The sequence below is a fragment of the Methylovorus glucosotrophus genome, from assembly GCF_009858335.1.
Taxonomy (GTDB): Bacteria; Pseudomonadota; Gammaproteobacteria; order Burkholderiales; family Methylophilaceae; genus Methylovorus; species Methylovorus glucosotrophus.
This window is the reverse complement of sequence record NZ_VMSE01000001.1, coordinates 1,218,805-1,235,459: the sequence shown is the minus strand read 5'-3', so window position 1 is coordinate 1,235,459 and position 16,655 is coordinate 1,218,805. Positions and strand designations below refer to the sequence as shown.

Below are 16,655 nucleotides of genomic sequence, written 5' to 3'. Positions count from 1 at the left end.
GCTTAGGATTGCTTGGGTTTTTGTTGAGCCTCAGGCGCAGGAGTATCGCCTGGCGCACCTGCCGGTGCTGCTTCTTGTGGATGAGGGCTTACTGGGGCGCCTGGACGCAGCTTGATAATGTTATCAATAGCGACCTTGTCCCCCGCATTAAGTCCTTTGAGCACAATCCAGCCCTGCCCTTGCCAGCCACCCGTCACGATGGGACGTGGAGTAGCTTCGTTCTTTTCATTGATCACAAAGACGATCTTGCCTTGCTGCACATTCACAACGGCAACCTGAGGCACGATAAATACGCCGTCGCGCTGACCGGTGGTTACACGTGCACGAACAAACTGACCAGGCAGAAGGCGTTGATCTTCATTATCAAAGGTGGCACGCAATTGCTGGGTACCCAAAGTAGGATCAATCTGGCTGGCAGCAAAGTTGAGCTTGCCTTTTTGTTGATACTCACTACCGTCCGGCAATACGACGCTCACCTGCTTCACGTTTTTCTCAGTCAAGCGACCGCCGAGCTGAGCGAGTTCGTTATCAGAGAAACTGAAGCGCACCCAGATAGGGGACAATTGAACCAGCGTAGTCAGCAGGCTTGAGTTGGCCTCTACCAGCGCGCCCTCAGAAAACTGGAAACGGCCAGAAACACCACTTACCGGTGCGGTTACCGTGGTGTAGGAAAGATTCAATTCAGCCTGGCGAACAGCGGCTTCGGCCGCCATAAGATTTGCATTGGCCACTGCGTTGTCAGATACGGCATTGTCATACTCGCGCTGACTTACCGACTGTGTAGACAACAAGTTCTGTAAACGCGCCTCTTCGCGGCGTGTCTGTTCAATCTTGGCTTTCTGTTGCGCCAGCTCGGCACGCGCTTGCTGCAGAGCTATCTGATAAGGCACAGGATCAATCAGGAACATAGGCTGACCTGCTTTTACAGACTCGCCTTCCTGATACAAACGCTTGAGCAGGATACCGCCCACACGAGGACGCACTTCAACCTCTTTGGCCCCCTCGGTCTGAGCTACAGCTTCTGCCGTAATGGGAACGGTGGTGGGCTGCATCTCCATTACCGTGACTGGCATGGCGCCACCTTGATGTTGAGCAGCACTTTGGTCGCCCTTGCTACATGCGCTGACTGCTACTCCAGCCATAAGTGCCAGCAGCAAGGATGCCTGGAACTTACTGCCGATACCTTTATTTCCCCGATCAAAATTGATGGCTGCCATCTGTAACTCCATGTCTAATATACAAAGATTCTTGACTTACATACGTGAATGTATGTATATTACATACAAACATGCTTGTATGTAAACCCCATTTTATATAAGGTTATAAGCCCAAGTCATATGGTACGCAAAACCAAAGAAGATGCTGCAATCACCCGCCAACGCATTATTGATGCGGCACGCGAGGTATTTCTAGTTCGAGGTGTCAGCAGAACCAGCATGGAGCAAATTGCTGCTCAGGCAGGCCTGACGCGCGGGGCGATTTACTGGCACTTTGACAGTAAAACCGAAATCCTTCTGGCATTGCGTGAGCGTGTGTTCCTCCCCCTGATAGACCGCATGGATGACACTTTGCTTAAAGCCGCTGAGGGTGCAGAAGACCCTTTGCTTAATATAGAACGTTTCCTGACCGAAACCATACAAGTGCTAAATGACAGTAGCGAGACAAGACAGACTTACGAGATCATGATGATAAAATGTGAGTATGTTGATGAATTCGCAGAAGTTTTACAACAGATAGCCAATAATTGTTCCAATATCTCACGTAACATCGAGCGTGCTTATCAGCGTGCCCAGGAACTCGACTTGCTGGATACGAGTTGCACGCCTGAAGAATACGCGATGGACACTTACCTCTTTTTCAGTGGTCTGCTCCATATGTGGATTAAAGATCCTGAAGGTAGCGAGCGACGCCAACAAACAACCGATTTCATACGCACGCACGTCAAGTTGCGTCGAAAGAACAAAAACGCATAAACAAGCATCTTTAGGGTGCAAACATGTATTTGTTCGCACCGAAATATGGCATATCAGGGACGACAGGCCAGCTCTAAAGAACAAGAACGCCTCATATCAGTGCCCTGCTTTCTGGCCTGATCCTTGCTAAAAGCTATGCTGTTATTAAGACTTATTGGCATTTCTGCAAACATCAAGCTCATGACTAACCAAGACCATGCGACTCAGCTTAGCTCATCATAGTAAAGTCGAAGACTATACTACCAGCGTGAGTGCATTTATACGCAACTGGCTCCAGCACCGGGAGCACATACTGGACTCCCTGTTGAAAAACATGGAGGGTATGGCGTATTGCTGTCTGGTCGATGCGCATTGGACGATGCTATTTATCAGCGATGGCTGTTTTGATCTGACAGGCTATCGCCCCGACGAACTGCTGCATAACGGTCGCACCAGCTTTGAAGAACTGACTCTGCCTGAGGATCGCGCTCGCATCAGAAGCACTGTCGATGATGCATTATCGCGGCGTGAGCGTTTTGAAATTGAATACCGGATCATGACCATAGACGGTCAAATCCGCTGGGTGAATGAGCGCGGAACCGGCATTTTCAATCCACAAGGGCAAGTCGAGGCACTGGAAGGCTTTATCCAGGACATCACGCAACGCAAGCTGAACGAACAAGCCCTGCAGGAAGCGGAACGCCGTTATCGCAACATCTTCGAGAATTCAATCGAAGGTATTTTCCAAACCAGTCAAGACGGGCAGTACATCAATGCCAACCCCGCTCTCGCGCGAATTTATGGCTACGAGAGTCCGGAAGAACTCATTCAAAGTCTGAACAATATTGCCCAGCAGCTCTATGTGCAACCCGAAAGTCGCCAGGCATTTCTCACGCTGATGCAACTTGAAGACCGGGTAGTCAATTTCGAGTCGCAAATCTATCGCCGCGACGGCAGCACCATCTGGATTTCGGAAAATGCCCGCGCTGTTCGCAACGACGCAGGCAAGCTGCTCTATTTTGAAGGCACGGTAGAAGACATTACCGAGCGCAAAAGCTATAACGCCCTGATCGAATATCAGGCCACGCATGATGACCTGACCGGCCTGCCCAACCGCACCCTGATGCAGGACAGGCTGTTACAGGCCATCAGCTATGCCGATCGCACGGCATCCAAGCTTGCCGTTGTCTTTGTGGATCTGGACAAATTCAAAGACATCAACGACAGCATGGGACACTTTATCGGAGATCAGCTCTTGATCGCCATGGCCCGCCGCCTGGAAAGCTGCATACGAGACAGTGATACGGTTGCCCGGCCAGGTGGGGATGAGTTTGTCCTGCTGCTCTCCAATATTCACGGCATGGATGCTCTCAGCCAGACACTGCAACGCGTGCTGGCCCTGACCTCCGAGCCTTGCAGCATTGAAGGCAAGGACTTTACCGTCACCAGCAGCATCGGCATCAGCCTGTACCCGGACGACGGCAAGACCAGCGAAACACTACTCAAAAATGCAGATACGGCCATGTACAAGGCCAAGCAGGAAGGCAAGAATAATTTCCAGTTCTATACACGCGAACTGAACTCCATTCTGGTCGAGCGACTGGAGATGGAGTATCAGATGCGCAACGCGCTGGGGCACAACGAATTTCATCTGCATTACCAACCCAAACTCAATTTGCGTACGCAGCGCATTACCGGTGTTGAAGCCCTTATTCGCTGGCATAACCCAAGGCAAGGATTAATCTCGCCAAATCGCTTTATTCCGATTGCGGAAGAAAGCAGCCTGATCGAGCAGATCGGCTCATGGGTATTAGAAAAAGCCTGCATGGAAAGCATCGCTTTGTCACAGCTTTCCGGATATGACGTACCAGTTTCGGTGAACGTCTCTCCCCGGCAGTTTCAGCAGAGCAACCTCGTCGGCAATATTTCGCGCGTGCTGCAAGAGACGGGGCTTAAGCCCTCACTGCTCGAGCTGGAAATCACCGAGGGCACGCTGGCGGACACTTCACCTCAGTTCATCAAGGTGTTGAACGACTTGAAAGGTCTGGGGATAAAACTTGCCATCGATGACTTTGGGACGGGTTATTCCAGTCTGGGTTACCTCAAGCACTTCCCGATTGATAATCTCAAGATAGATCGCAGCTTTGTCATGGGGCTGGAAAGTGACACGGCAAATCAGGCTATTCTGAAAGCGATTGTGGCACTGGGCCATAACCTGGGTATTAACCTGGTAGCAGAAGGAGTGGAAACCGAACGGCAACGCGATTTCCTGCTCAGCATCGGTTGTGATGAAATGCAGGGCTTTCTGTTCAGTCAGCCATTGCCTTTTGACCAGGCGGGGAAGCTATTACTGGCGCAAGACAAGCTTGTGTAGGCCCTGTAATGCCGTTATCATGCGTTCAACAGCACTTCAGGAACGATTATGGATTTTCAGACTGGCCAGATTTGCAAGGGTGAAATCTACGGCAAGCAGACATCCAGCAAATTCGTGATGTATAACGTGCTCAAGGTGAGCAAAAACAACATCACCTTGCAAAACATCGACAATCCTCTCAGCCTGTTCGAAACCACCACGCAAAAACTGCTCGCTGCAGGCTACATTCGGGTGAGTCAAACCCCCTACGTCAATACCGAAAAAACCGGCAAAAAACGCAAGGCAATCAAGCAACCAACGCGCTGCCCCTACACACTGGACTTTCTGGAAGAGCGGGCAGACTCCGAGCGCCCGCAGCCCATCATGCCGGATTTATTCGGTAATCCCTGACCATAATCTTCACTGATCAAGAATTATCTGGTCCTCAAATCGACCCCGGTGGGCCGCCCCAGAGATCATGTCCATCGGCATCGGTGATTTGCACCTCCACCAGATCACCAGGATTCAAGCCTTCCGCATCTGCCAGATACACCACGCCATCGATTTCGGGCGCATCGGACATGGTACGGGCAATCGCCTCATCGCCATTGACTTCGTCCACCAGCACGGTTTCCAGGCGCCCTACCCGACGTTGTAATTTCTCTGCGCTGATGGCTTCCTGCACTTCCATGAAACGCGCCAGACGTTCCTGCTTCAGCTCTTCAGGCACCGCATCTGGCAAAGCATTCGCAGCGGCACCATCCACAGCGGAATAGGCAAAACAGCCAACACGGTCCAGCTCTGCTTCCTGCAGGAAATCCAGCAGCATCTGGAAGTCTTCTTCAGTCTCGCCAGGAAAGCCGGTAATAAAGGTGCTCCGAATAGTGATATCCGGGCAGATGTCACGCCATGCCTTGATACGCGCGAGGTTGTTTTCGCTGCTTGCCGGACGTTTCATTGCCTTGAGGATGCGTGGGCTGGCATGCTGGAACGGCACATCCAGATAAGGCAGGATCAAGCCATCGGCCATCAGCGGGATAATTTCATCGACATGCGGATAAGGGTAGACATAATGCATGCGCACCCATACGCCAAGATCACCCAGACCACGTGCCAACTCGGTCATGCGTGTCTTGATCGGGCGACCATTCCAGAAGCCGGTACGGTATTTGACATCCACACCATACGCGCTGGTGTCTTGCGAAATAACCAGCAGTTCTGAAACACCAGCATTGACCAGATTTTCCGCTTCCTGCATCACTTCCCCTATCGGGCGGCTCACCAGATCGCCGCGCATGGACGGGATAATGCAGAAGCTGCAGCGATGGTTACAGCCTTCGGATATTTTCAGGTAAGCGTAATGCTTGGGCGTCAAGCGCACGCCTTGTGGCGGCACCAGATCCGTATAGGGATCATGCGGCTTAGGCAGATTGGCATGCACAGCAGTCATCACTTCTTCCAGCGCATGCGGCCCGGTGACGGCAAGCACGCTGGGATGCGCGTTTTGCACCACATCCGCCTTAGCCCCCAGGCAGCCAGTCACAATGACTTTGCCGTTTTCTGCCAGTGCCTCACCAATCGCATCGAGTGATTCTTGCACTGCGCTATCAATAAAGCCGCAGGTATTGACGACCACCAGGTCTGAATCCTGATAGGAGCCAGAAATGCTGTAGCCCTCGGCGCGCAGCTGCGTGAGGATGCGCTCAGAATCCGAAGATGCCTTGGGGCAGCCCAGGGAAACAAAGCCTACTTTTGGAATGGATTGGTTCATACGTATATTCTCAATTAAAATCTGGGCACTCATATCACATGAGTTTTTGAAAAAGCCCTTATGTATATTGTTGCCATCGCCTGGCTGTACGTTACTGTACTGATGGCAGCCACCGAGCCCAGCCTGGTGGCTGGCATCCTGACCTTTGTGTTTTATGGCTTGCTGCCATGCGCGCTACTGCTGTGGCTGTTTGGTACGCCGCAACGCAGGCGCCGCAAACTGGCACAGGAAAAAGCCGCCCTACTCCAGGAAAAACTTGGTCAGCCAGATAGAGGCAATGCCAAGCATGATCAATAGCACCTGCTGAACCGTCGCCTTGAGTTCGGTGCGCTTGTGCAGACCGGGAATCAAGTCGGCCACCGCGACATAAATCATGCTGGCAGCCGCTAAGCCCAGAATATAGGGAATCCAGCTTTGTACTGTTTGCAAGGCAAAATAGGCGAGAAAACCGCCACCCAAAGTTGCCAGGCTGGAAAGCAGATTCAGCAGAATGGCCTGACGCTTGGTATATCCCGAATGCAACAGAATCAGGAAATCCCCTACTTCCTGCGGAATCTCATGGGCAATAATCGCCAGAGCCGTGACCATGCCGAGCTTCATGTCGACCATAAACGCCGCGGCAATCAATATGCCATCCACAAAATTATGGAAGGTATCGCCGACCATGATCATCATGCCGCTACGGCCATGATCATGCCCGTGGTCGTGGCCATGCGAGGATGATGCCGCCTCATGACCGCTGTGCGCCTCGCATTCATTGCCATGGCAATGCCGCCACAACACCAGCTTTTCCAGTATGAAAAACAACAGGATGCCAAACAGCACCGTCATTGCCATCGCCTCCACACTGGAAGCTTCATTCAAAGCGTGCGGCAATATTTCAAGGAATGCTGCGCCCAGCAATGCACCAATAGCATAGCTGACCAGCATGGGAATCCAGGCTGGACGGGCTTTTAAAACAAAAAGTGCTGCACACAGAATACTGAGTACGCCACCGGCCAGGTTGGTAAAAATGATGGCTGATAATGTCGACATAGCTGCGCATTATACGGGATAACCCCGATGCTCACGATGCGGAAATCGGACAAAGCACATCGGAGGCTTGATCTTTCAAATGATAATCATTATCATTATGAAAAATTACGATAACCGGGAAGCACTGCACGATGTCCACTACTCCATCCTCCGCAAAAAAATGTCTGCTGTCGCTCTTCGATGAGCTGATCGGGCACGATGGCTTTGGCAATCTTAAAGTGGAAATGCGCATCCTGCGCCGGGGCCAGAAAGAGGTCATCATCGACTGCGGCAAGCAATATCGCTTTGTGGTGGACTTTCAACCCACAGGCATGGCAGTAGCACATACATCTGAAAGTGCAACGCTGCTGGAATCCTGATTTACCCCGGCCAAGGCCGGTTGTTGTATTCATCCGACGGTGTGGGACCGTGGATTTGTAATGTTGAGCCAATCGCCTAACAGCGCCTTCGAGAGGAAGGGTCAACGGCATATTCACGAGGACTATCATGACGTTATCTACAAAACTATCCGCACTTACCCTGGTACTCGGCGCTGCGTTCAGCGGCTCCGCCTTCGCTACTACCAATGTCTGGGATTCTGCCGCACCCTGGGGCAGTGCAACCCTGACCGATTTTGCAGCATGGGACAACTTTGGCGGTACAACCGACAACTCCGCTGACTATGGTTCTGGCGGCACGGTCAAAGAAACCAGCGGCACTTCCTTCGTCACCAGTGGCGGCAATATTTACAGCTTTGCAAGCGCTACCAGCTTCGTTTCTACCCTGGTCAGCAGCGCAACCTCCGGCTTTTTTGACGTGTATATGCGTATAGGTACCCTGGGTACGCTGGCCAATACCACAGCGACACTGAATGGCGTTGCCGCCACCTCCACCCTGGCATTTCATGAAGACCAAGGCACCGTCATGGGCGGCGCTACGGCAGAACAAGAGCAATACTGGCTATGGAGCAATGTAGCAGCTTCTTCGCTGTATACCTTTGCCTTCAACTCAACCACTTCCAGTATGAGCCTGGATCAACTGGCACTGGCCACCGTTGCTCGTCCATCTGCGCCGATTGCCACCTCCCCCGTTCCTGAGCCTGAAACCTACGGCATGATGGCCGCGGGCCTGGGCTTGATCGGCTTCATGGGTCGACGTCGCAGTAAAAACCGCTACAACCTGGCATAAGCCTGCGCCCCGGCCAAACTCCTGGTCGGGGCTTTTCAGTCCTGATCCGAGCTCCTCTCATGCTAATTCCGCCTGCCGGAATCCGTCTGCCTGACGCGCGACGGCTAATGATTATTTTCCTTGTCGCACTTAATGCGCTATCTGCCCCTGCTCACGCTGAACTTTTGAATACCGAAAACACGACAGCAGATACTACGGTTAATAGCAATACAAAGGCCGCCCCTGTCCCTGAGCAAACCTTGCCCGAAGTCAGCGTAAGTGCCCGTAAGCTTGAAGATGAGCGCATCGACACAACACGCGCCATTACCACCATCACCACCGAAGATCTCGAACGCCTGCAACCTGCGACCCTGTTCGATGCCATACGCGATGTACCCAGTGTGGCGATCAATGGCGGGCCACGCCCAAGCGGGATGTCATTCAACATCCGCGGCTATGCCGACAATGAAGATGTGGCCGTAAAGGTGGATGGGATTCCCAAGGGATTTGAGAAATACCGCATGGGCGGTACTTTTCTGGAACCTGAACTGCTAAAAAGCGTAGAAGTACAGCGCGGGCCGCAAATTACCAGTGGCTCAGGTTCACTGGGCGGGACCATCATTGCCACCACCAAAGATGCCGCCGACCTGCTGCAACCCGGCCAGCGCTATGGTGCACGCGCCAAATTCGGCTATGCCAATAATAACGACGAATATTCACGCTCCTACATGGTGTATGGACGGCCGGATGAGCGGATTGATATTCTCTTCAACTACTCCAATCGCCAGTCCAACGACATCATGCAGCCAGGGGGCGTCAGGTTGGAAAGTTCTGCCATCAGCTCGATCTCCAAACTGCTGAAAGTCAGTGTATTCCCTAGCGAAAGCGTGCAATTGACCACCTCCGTGGTCAGCTTTGAAGACAGTGGCCTGCAGCCTTATGATGCCACTGGCGGTCAGCCAGGTACTTTCGGCAATGTCATCCGCAGCATTGAAGATCTGACCTGGTCAGAAACCCTGCAATACCGACCTGATAACCGCTGGGTGGATTTCAAGGCGATATTTGGCAAAGGTTATACCGACCTGCACGATTTGATCCGGCCCGGCATGTCGAGTATCAACCCGCTCTGCACTCCCATTCTTTGCCGCGGCAACCTAAATGACTACTACCGATACGAAACAACCAATCTCGATATCAGCAACCGTTCACGCATGATTGAAAACAAGGATTGGAGTCTGGAACTGTTGCTGGGCCTGCAGTACAACAAAAACGAGCGTGAAGTGAGCCGCTATTACGACAATACGGCTTACAGCCAAAGCTTTTACCCCAATGGCTTCAATGCCTCGGCACCACCGGGTACCAAATCCTACGTTGCCTATTATTTGCAACCAAAACTGACCCTGGGACGCTTGAGCATCATGCCCGGATTCCGCAAAGACTTTTACCAAGTCGAGGCCGCGGGCGGCACCTTGGCTTTGCTTGAACAGTACGATCAGGCATCCACTATCAAATTTCGCCAGGAAAGCTACAGTCTGGGTCTAGCCTATGCCTTGTTACCTCAGGCATCGAACCAGCAACTCACCCTGTACAGCAATTATGGACAAGGGTTTCGTCCACCATTGGTGGACGAATATTTCACGCAAGGCGTATTCAGCCGTTGCCTGAGGGCATTCACATCCAACGGCCCGGCCTCGCAGATTTGTGGCGATCTTTATCGCCCTCAGACCTCGGAATCCACTGAAGCCGGCATTAGTTACCAGACACCAAGATTGTTCGGTAGCAATATCCAGCTCACGTCCAAGCTCAATTTTTTCCATATACGCACCAGCCATCTGCTGACGTCTTTACGGCAAAACGAGGCCGGGGAGATTGTTCAGGATGGCTGGGAACGTCGAAATGGCGTTGAGTTTGAAAGCACAATGTCGGCGGGCAAACTGTATGGCCGCGTATCGTATTCCCGAATCAGCGGCGCCCTATTTGATGGTAAAGAATATGTCCCCCTGTATACCGTACCGGGGAATGCTTTGAATATAACGTTAGGGGCAAACCTGCATGCCAGGGTGGACGCCAATATCAGCTATCGTCGGGTTGCGCAGCGCACCGTAGTCACAGCAGGCGGGGGCTCCATTCCTCTGGAGTTTGGCACGCAAGATGGTTACGAAGTGTTTAATGCCGGTATACATTGGGCCCCGACATCCCACATGGGGTTTCGCCTGATCGGCGAGAATCTGGCTAACAAAGAGTACCGGCTGGATGGCGCTTTTGGTGGCACCATCGGCAATGTCGCACCGGGTCGAAATATCCGGATTGTCGCGGAGTTTACCTACTAGACTTTACCGACACTGGCGACTATCGGCCCAGCCAGATCATGCTGGCCATGCGGCCGCATGCGCCATCACGGCGATAGGAGAAAAAACGGCTGCCATCATGGAATGTGCAATATTCGCCGCCATAGACTCGCGTCACTCCTAGCGCAGCAAGGCGTTGCCGGGCCAGCAGATAAATATCCGCTAGCCATTTGCCATTCTCCGTGGCTGCAAACGCTGCCGCCGCTTGGGCATCGTGGTTTACAAATATCTGATAGACATCATCCCCTACTTCAAAAGCGTCACGGCCAATCGCGGGGCCCAGCCATGCCAGCAGATTTTCCGCTGGTGTGTGCATGGCTTCGACCGTACGCTCAATGACACCCTGACTGAGTCCACGCCAGCCCGCATGCGCGGCAGCCACCACCGTTCCGGCTTGATCGCACAAGAGCACGGGCAGGCAATCAGCGGTCATGACGGTGCATACGGTATCCACATGCCGCGCCACCGCAGCATCGGCCTGTGGCACGCAAGAAGCCAAGGCTGCATCCTGCACGATGGTGCCATGCACCTGCTCCATCCATATCGGCTCGGATGGCAACATATCACTCAGTCGCTGCCGGTTTGCCGCCACATGCAGGGGATTATCCCCGACATGCGTTCCCAGGTTGAGACTGTCATACGGCGCCTGACTCACGCCGCCCATACGCGTGGTTTGCACCACATGCACATTGGGCGGTGCAGGCCAATCCGGCACAATCAGGCATGCATCAGTCAATTTCATCATCGTCGTCCAGCAATTCATCCTCGGGATATGCGTCGTCCAGATCATCGCCATCCATATCACCCTCAAATTCGAATGGAAGATCGACTTCGTCCACTGGCACCAGACGCATGGCTTCCAGCAGAGACTTCATATCGGCAGGCAATTCCACCTGCCACTCCATGAATTCGCCACTGGCGGGGTGAATCAGACCCAGTTTGACCGCATGCAAAGCCTGACGGCCAAAGTTGAGGACGGTATCACGCAAATGCTGCGGCATCATGCGCAGAGGCACGATGCCTCCCAAACCATAGACGGGGTCGCCCACCAATGGCGCCTTCAAATGCTGCATGTGGACGCGAATCTGGTGGGTACGGCCGGTTTCCAGGTTACAGCGCAGATAGGTGTGGACGGCAAAACGCTCCAGAACTTCATAGCGGGTTACCGCAGGCTTGCCATTGCGGTTGATCGCCATTTTGGTTCTGGCATGGGGGTGGCGGCCTATCGGCTGGTCGATGCGTCCGTTTTGCCACACCTGCCCCCAGACAATGGCACGGTATTCGCGCTTGACGGTACGTGCCTGCAACTGCCGCACCAGACTGGTCTGCGCAGTAAGCGTCTTGGCGACGACCAGCAAGCCGCTGGTATCTTTATCGAGCCGGTGCACAATCCCCGCCCGTGGCAGGTCTTTTACCACCGGCGCATGATGCAGCAAGGCGTTCAGCAACGTGCCGCTCCAGTTACCCGCCGCCGGGTGCACCACCAGGCCCGCAGGTTTGTTGATGACCAAAATATGATCATCTTCATACTGCACATCCAGCGGAATATCCTCGGCCTCAAACGCATGTTCGTCGGGCGATGGCTGCACTTGCACCTGCAGGCGCTCACCGCCCCAAACTTTGGTCTTGGCCGTCACGGCCTGCGCAGGCTCCAGGGTGACCAGGCCGTCCTTGATCCATTGCTGCAAACGCGAGCGCGAATGCTCAGGCAACAGCTTTTGCAGTGCCTGATCCAGTCGCAAGCCGCCAAGGTCTTGTGGAATAATGAGAGTGATAGGAGTGGTTTGGGTCATCGGTTATAATCTACAAGACTTTTAATCTGGATATTTTTAAATGAAGCATAGTTTAGCGTTTATTGCGGTACTCTGGCTGTCTGGTTGCGCGATCTTCGGCGCACCAACTGAGTTAGACGAGACCAAAGGCTGGTCGGCGCAACGCATTTACACCGAAGCCGACGAAAAGATGCGCTCACGCGATTACGAAAAAGCCATCAAATATTTTGAAACGCTGGAATCTCGCTACCCGCATGGCCGCTTTGCTACTCAGGCTCAAATGGACAAGATCTACGCCTACTACAAGCGCAACGATCCGATTTCCACCATTGCTGCGGCTGACCGCTTCATCAAGCTGCATCCAGATCACCCCAACATCGACTATGCCTACTACATGAAGGGTCTGGCCACCTTTAACGAGCGTGGCGTGATTGAAAAGCTCACCAAGCAACAGATCAGTGACCGAGACCCCAAGTCATTGCGAGAATCCTTCCTTGCACTCAAGGAACTGGTCACCCGCTACCCCAACAGCCGCTACGTCAAGGATGCCACCCTGCGCATGACCTATCTGGTGGACATGCTGGCCAACAGTGAACTGCATGTGGCGCGCTACTACATGAAACGTCAGGCCTATCTGGCTTCGGTCAATCGCTGCAAGTTCGTACTGGAAACTTACCCTGACTCACCCTCCGTGGAAGAAGCACTGGTCATCATGATCAGCGCATACGATCTGATGGGCATGACTGATCTGAAGCAGGACACCCTGCGCGTGCTGCAAACCAACTATCCGGACAGCAAAATGCTGAAAAAGGGTGTTCCAGAAGAACGTGTATGGTGGAAATTCTGGGAAGGGCTCTACGCTTCTTGATTCAACGTTAAGACAGCGCCGGCATTACTTCTTGCTGGCGCGCCCTTTACTCGCTGCAGGCGCCTTTTTGGCGCCTGTTGCATTTCTGGGTTTGGCTGGCGCCTTTGGCTTGATCGGGGCTTTAGGTTTCACACCGGCATTGAGCTTGGTACCCGCGGGTTGCGCCAAGGCCTCCTTTTCAGCACGGCTCTTGGCATTGAGCTCAGCGCGCTGAGCCGTTTTGCGACGGCGCATGCTGACGATACCCTCGCCTGCTTTACGCTTGTCTTCTGGCTCGGCAAACGGATTGGCACCTTGGTTGAATTGCACGCGCAATGGCGTACCGGTCAATTGGAACGCCTTGCGGAACACACCTTCAAGATAACGCTTGTAGCTATCCTTCACGCCATCCACGTGGTTGCCGTGAATCACTACAATCGGCGGATTGCTACCGCCCTGGTGGGCATAACGCAGCTTGGGGCGTATGCCTTTGCTGATAGGTGGCTGATGCTGAATGATGGCATCTTCCAGCACGCGGGTCAGTTGCGGTGTGGAGAGCTTGGCCATGGCCGCCTTGTAGGCGCCATCGACCGAAGTAAATAACTCCGGCAGGCCCTTCTTGCGCAAAGCGGAAATGTAATGGAATTTGGCAAAATCCAGGAACTGCAGCTTGCGGTCGATTTCGCGCTTGATCCAGTCGCGCTCATCTTCTTTCAGGCCGTCCCATTTGTTAATGGCAACCACCAGCGCGCGACCGGCTTCAAGAATATACGCCGCCACATGGGCATCCTGCTCGGTAATGCCTTCCTGGGCATCCACCACCAGAATTGCAACATTGGCTTCTTCAATCGCCTGTATGGTTTTGATGACCGAGAATTTTTCGATTGCCTCAAATACCTTGCCGCGCTTGCGCACACCCGCGGTATCGATAATCGTGTAATGCTTGCCGTTGCGCTCGAGATCAATATGGATGGAATCGCGCGTAGTACCCGGCTGGTCAAACGCGATCACGCGCTCCTGCCCCAGCAAGGCATTGACCAGCGTAGATTTGCCCACATTCGGCCGACCGACAATCGCCACCTTGGGCGTGCGGCTGCCATCGTTTTCTTCTTCAGGTTCTGGCTCGGGAAAATCCGCCAGCGCCAGTTCCACCAGGTCGCGTACCCCTTCGCCGTGGGCAGAAGAGATAGACAGTGGATCGCCCAGGCCGAGCTCGTGGAATTCTGCACTGACAATGGCGCGTTGCATGCCTTCGGTCTTGTTAACCGCAAGCAGCACCGGGCGCTGACTTTTGCGCAGACGGTCTGCGATGACCTTATCCTGCGGTGCCAGGCCATTACGGCCATCCACCATGAAGATCACGACATCGGCTTCATCAATCGCCAGCAAGGTTTGCTTGGCCATTTCTTTCAGAATACCGCTATCCACCAGCGGCTCAAAACCGCCGGTATCCACCACCAGAAATGGCTTGTCGCCACCGATGCCACGTCCGTAGTGGCGATCGCGGGTCAGGCCGGGCAGATCGGCCACCAGCGCATCCCGGCTCTTGGTCAGCCGGTTAAAAAGCGTGGATTTGCCGACATTGGGACGGCCGACCAGTACGATGGTGGGTAGCATGGATTATTTCAGTGAGATTGCGTAAAGCCCACCCTTGCGGGTTTGGACCAGAATACCGTTGGTGCCCAGCGCGAGCATTTGTGGCATGACGGGGCTATCTTCGGTGCGGATACGGCCTTCAAAAGCGCCATCTTCACGCCCGAGGAAATGCACATAGCCTTGAATATCGCCCACCGCCACCACGCCGCCCATGGGCAACGGTGCGCTGAGCTGACGATTTTTGAGGTCGCCCTGACGCCAGAACGTCTTGCCGCTGGAATATTCCAGCGCGTAGACCGAGCCGGTCGCATGGGAAACATACACGCGCGCATCTTCAGAATTAAGACCGGTATAGCTGGAAATATCGCGGCCCCAGCTCACACGGCCAGTCGCACGGTCAACTGCTGCGATCTTGCCCTGGTATGCCACTGCATAGACCAAAGGACCATCCACCACCGGCAGGCTGGTAATGTCTGCGATACGCTCGATTTCTGTTGTACCCTTGGGTTGGGCAACTGAGGCTTCCCAGATGACCTTGCCATCTTCCACGCGCAAGGCAATCAGCTTTCCACCGGCAAAGCCAGCATAAGCCGCGCCACCATCCACTGCAACGCCCGCGCTGCTGCGCAGGCTCAATGCCGGGGTAGCGCGCTCATATACCCACTTGCGAGCACCATCTACCGCGTTAAGACCGAAAATACGGCTATCGCCGCAACGGACGACGACCACACCATTATTGACTTGCGGGGCGCTCAGTACTTCGCTGCTCACCTTGGATTTCCATAGCATTTTGCCTGCCTGATCATAGGCGACAACATAGCCAGAGGCCGTACCAACCAGTACCAGATCAGTACCTACGCCAACACCACCGGATAAGCGCTGACCAGCGTTAACCTTCCACACCTGGGTACCCTTGATGGCATCAAACTTGAAGATGTCGCCAGCGGCATTGGCGGCAAACACCTGACCGTTGATCGATGCCGGGGTGAAGTCGTAATCATCGGCAGCGCCAAGACTGGCACGCCACATGATTTTCGGCGTCATGCTGGCTTTGAAATCGACCAGTTCAGCAGGTGGGTCACTCAACTCACGGCCAAACATGCGCTCCGAAATATCGGTCTTCATGTCACTGATGGTGGAACAACCGCTGATCGCCAGTGCAATCAGCACGGCTAATGAAATCTGACGCAAGGTTTAGCTCCCCAAGGATTCCAGTTTATGCTCAGTAAAGCGGCGATAGCGGCCTTGCTCGTCCAGTTTGAGCAATGCTTCTTCATAGGCCTGTTTGGCTTCGGCCTTTTTGCCTTGTGCCAGCAGAATGTCACCCTTGAGATCAGCAAACAAACCGTCGAACGCGGCATCGTGTTTTTGTGCCAGCGTCTTCAACGCAGCTTCATGGTCTTTTTCTTCAAACTGGATACCTGCCAGTTGCAGCATGGCCACAGCAGCCACCTGGTCTTCCTTGGCATGCTCGGCTGCCCAAGCCAGTTGACGCTTGGCACTTGCCAGGTCTTTACTGGTGTAACTCACCTTGGCCGCCGCAATTGCAGCACGCGCGGCATAAGGCGTCGTGGAAAAGTTATCCATGAGTTCACCGGCCGCGGCCTGAATCGCCTGGGTATCCTTGATATCCAGTTGGGTCATGGCCTGATACTTGGCAGAAGCCTTGATCGCCTGCTGATTAAGGTAATAATTCCAGCCCTTGTAGCCTGCCAGACCGATCACAACTGCAATCAGCAGTGCCTGAACATATTTACCGTTGGTTTTCCACCAGCTTTTCAGCGCGTCCAACTGTTCTTGTTCTTCCAAATCGTATGCCATTACGCCATCCTAAA

The 16,655-nt window shown here is 53.6% G+C and carries 16 protein-coding genes; 8 read left to right on the top strand and 8 right to left on the bottom strand.

Annotated elements, in window-relative coordinates:
• Positions 1-2: 2 nt before the first annotated feature.
• Positions 3-1,217, bottom strand: a complete 1,215-nt coding sequence (locus FNL37_RS05770; protein ID WP_159355458.1) for an efflux RND transporter periplasmic adaptor subunit — start codon at positions 1,215-1,217, stop codon at positions 3-5.
• Positions 1,218-1,337: 120 nt separating this feature from the next.
• Between FNL37_RS05770 and FNL37_RS05765 the strand changes: the two genes are divergently transcribed.
• The 3 genes from FNL37_RS05765 to FNL37_RS05755 all read left to right on the top strand — a co-directional run bounded on the left by FNL37_RS05765 (position 1,338) and on the right by FNL37_RS05755 (position 4,716).
• Positions 1,338-1,973 (top strand): TetR family transcriptional regulator, encoded by a 636-nt coding sequence (locus FNL37_RS05765; RefSeq protein WP_159355456.1) that lies wholly within the window; start codon positions 1,338-1,340, stop codon positions 1,971-1,973.
• A 313-nt stretch (positions 1,974-2,286) separates the two neighbouring features.
• Positions 2,287-4,326, top strand: a complete 2,040-nt coding sequence (locus FNL37_RS05760) for a putative bifunctional diguanylate cyclase/phosphodiesterase (RefSeq protein ID WP_159356165.1) — start codon at positions 2,287-2,289, stop codon at positions 4,324-4,326.
• 48 nt (positions 4,327-4,374) lie between these two features.
• The gene (locus FNL37_RS05755; protein ID WP_159355454.1) at positions 4,375-4,716 is read left to right on the top strand and encodes a hypothetical protein; all 342 of its coding nucleotides are present in this window, start codon (positions 4,375-4,377) and stop codon (positions 4,714-4,716) included.
• A gap of 34 nt (positions 4,717-4,750) precedes the next feature.
• Here FNL37_RS05755 and rimO read toward each other — a convergent pair whose 3' ends face one another.
• Positions 4,751-6,076, bottom strand: a complete 1,326-nt coding sequence (gene rimO, locus FNL37_RS05750; RefSeq protein WP_013442477.1) for a 30S ribosomal protein S12 methylthiotransferase RimO — start codon at positions 6,074-6,076, stop codon at positions 4,751-4,753.
• 60 nt (positions 6,077-6,136) lie between these two features.
• On the opposite strand from rimO, the gene FNL37_RS05745 reads away from it, so the two are divergent.
• Positions 6,137-6,373 (top strand): hypothetical protein, encoded by a 237-nt coding sequence (locus FNL37_RS05745; protein WP_015830355.1) that lies wholly within the window; start codon positions 6,137-6,139, stop codon positions 6,371-6,373.
• Here FNL37_RS05745 and FNL37_RS05740 read toward each other — a convergent pair.
• On the bottom strand, positions 6,317-7,111 hold the full coding sequence (locus FNL37_RS05740) for a ZIP family metal transporter (RefSeq protein WP_159355452.1): 795 nt from the start codon (positions 7,109-7,111) through the stop codon (positions 6,317-6,319). The two genes, FNL37_RS05745 and FNL37_RS05740, sit on opposite strands and share 57 nt — an antisense overlap.
• 131 nt (positions 7,112-7,242) lie before the next feature.
• On the opposite strand from FNL37_RS05740, the gene FNL37_RS05735 reads away from it, so the two are divergent.
• From FNL37_RS05735 to FNL37_RS05725, 3 genes are all read left to right on the top strand, one after another.
• Complete coding sequence (locus FNL37_RS05735) at positions 7,243-7,470, top strand: hypothetical protein (RefSeq protein ID WP_159355450.1); 228 nt, start codon at positions 7,243-7,245, stop codon at positions 7,468-7,470.
• A 127-nt stretch (positions 7,471-7,597) separates the two neighbouring features.
• A complete protein-coding gene (locus FNL37_RS05730) occupies positions 7,598-8,278 on the top strand; it encodes a PEP-CTERM sorting domain-containing protein (protein WP_159355448.1) in 681 nt (226 codons plus the stop codon).
• Positions 8,279-8,442: 164 nt separating this feature from the next.
• Complete coding sequence (locus FNL37_RS05725; RefSeq protein WP_244948213.1) at positions 8,443-10,587, top strand: TonB-dependent receptor domain-containing protein; 2,145 nt, start codon at positions 8,443-8,445, stop codon at positions 10,585-10,587.
• Positions 10,588-10,606: 19 nt separating this feature from the next.
• On the opposite strand, the gene pgeF is transcribed toward FNL37_RS05725, so the two are convergent.
• Positions 10,607-11,347 carry a peptidoglycan editing factor PgeF gene (gene pgeF, locus FNL37_RS05720; protein ID WP_159356164.1) on the bottom strand — a complete coding sequence of 247 codons (741 nt, stop codon included), beginning with the start codon at positions 11,345-11,347 and terminating at the stop codon, positions 10,607-10,609.
• Positions 11,334-12,398 carry a 23S rRNA pseudouridine(1911/1915/1917) synthase RluD gene (rluD, locus tag FNL37_RS05715; RefSeq protein WP_159355444.1) on the bottom strand — a complete coding sequence of 355 codons (1,065 nt, stop codon included), beginning with the start codon at positions 12,396-12,398 and terminating at the stop codon, positions 11,334-11,336. The genes pgeF and rluD overlap by 14 nt, the downstream gene beginning before the upstream one ends.
• 40 nt (positions 12,399-12,438) lie before the next feature.
• Here rluD and FNL37_RS05710 point away from each other — a divergent pair, with 40 nt between their 5' ends.
• Positions 12,439-13,245: an outer membrane protein assembly factor BamD gene (locus FNL37_RS05710; protein ID WP_015830362.1), complete on the top strand. Its 807-nt coding sequence runs from the start codon at positions 12,439-12,441 to the stop codon at positions 13,243-13,245.
• Between the two features lie 24 nt (positions 13,246-13,269).
• Here FNL37_RS05710 and der read toward each other — a convergent pair whose 3' ends face one another.
• Genes der through FNL37_RS05695 form a run of 3 tightly spaced genes read right to left on the bottom strand, consistent with a single transcriptional unit; the run spans position 13,270 to position 16,641 of the window.
• Positions 13,270-14,841, bottom strand: a complete 1,572-nt coding sequence (der, locus tag FNL37_RS05705; protein ID WP_013442485.1) for a ribosome biogenesis GTPase Der — start codon at positions 14,839-14,841, stop codon at positions 13,270-13,272.
• A gap of 3 nt (positions 14,842-14,844) precedes the next feature.
• Positions 14,845-16,011 carry an outer membrane protein assembly factor BamB gene (bamB, locus tag FNL37_RS05700; protein WP_159355442.1) on the bottom strand — a complete coding sequence of 389 codons (1,167 nt, stop codon included), beginning with the start codon at positions 16,009-16,011 and terminating at the stop codon, positions 14,845-14,847.
• A gap of 3 nt (positions 16,012-16,014) precedes the next feature.
• On the bottom strand, positions 16,015-16,641 hold the full coding sequence (locus tag FNL37_RS05695; RefSeq protein WP_013442487.1) for a tetratricopeptide repeat protein: 627 nt from the start codon (positions 16,639-16,641) through the stop codon (positions 16,015-16,017).
• Positions 16,642-16,655: the final 14 nt, after the last annotated feature.

Bases quoted from the DNA above. Each gene is read 5' to 3' on its own strand.
- FNL37_RS05770 (WP_159355458.1), bottom strand. From the start codon at position 1,217: ATGGCAGCCATCAATTTTGATCGGGGAAATAAAGGTATCGGCAGTAAG.
- FNL37_RS05765 (WP_159355456.1), top strand. From the start codon at position 1,338: ATGGTACGCAAAACCAAAGAAGATGCTGCAATCACCCGCCAACGCATT.
- FNL37_RS05760 (WP_159356165.1), top strand. From the start codon at position 2,287: ATGGAGGGTATGGCGTATTGCTGTCTGGTCGATGCGCATTGGACGATG.
- FNL37_RS05755 (WP_159355454.1), top strand. From the start codon at position 4,375: ATGGATTTTCAGACTGGCCAGATTTGCAAGGGTGAAATCTACGGCAAG.
- rimO (WP_013442477.1), bottom strand. From the start codon at position 6,076: ATGAACCAATCCATTCCAAAAGTAGGCTTTGTTTCCCTGGGCTGCCCC.
- FNL37_RS05745 (WP_015830355.1), top strand. From the start codon at position 6,137: ATGTATATTGTTGCCATCGCCTGGCTGTACGTTACTGTACTGATGGCA.
- FNL37_RS05740 (WP_159355452.1), bottom strand. From the start codon at position 7,111: ATGTCGACATTATCAGCCATCATTTTTACCAACCTGGCCGGTGGCGTA.
- FNL37_RS05735 (WP_159355450.1), top strand. From the start codon at position 7,243: ATGTCCACTACTCCATCCTCCGCAAAAAAATGTCTGCTGTCGCTCTTC.
- FNL37_RS05730 (WP_159355448.1), top strand. From the start codon at position 7,598: ATGACGTTATCTACAAAACTATCCGCACTTACCCTGGTACTCGGCGCT.
- pgeF (WP_159356164.1), bottom strand. From the start codon at position 11,347: ATGAAATTGACTGATGCATGCCTGATTGTGCCGGATTGGCCTGCACCG.
- rluD (WP_159355444.1), bottom strand. From the start codon at position 12,398: ATGACCCAAACCACTCCTATCACTCTCATTATTCCACAAGACCTTGGC.
- FNL37_RS05710 (WP_015830362.1), top strand. From the start codon at position 12,439: ATGAAGCATAGTTTAGCGTTTATTGCGGTACTCTGGCTGTCTGGTTGC.
- der (WP_013442485.1), bottom strand. From the start codon at position 14,841: ATGCTACCCACCATCGTACTGGTCGGCCGTCCCAATGTCGGCAAATCC.
- FNL37_RS05695 (WP_013442487.1), bottom strand. From the start codon at position 16,641: ATGGCATACGATTTGGAAGAACAAGAACAGTTGGACGCGCTGAAAAGC.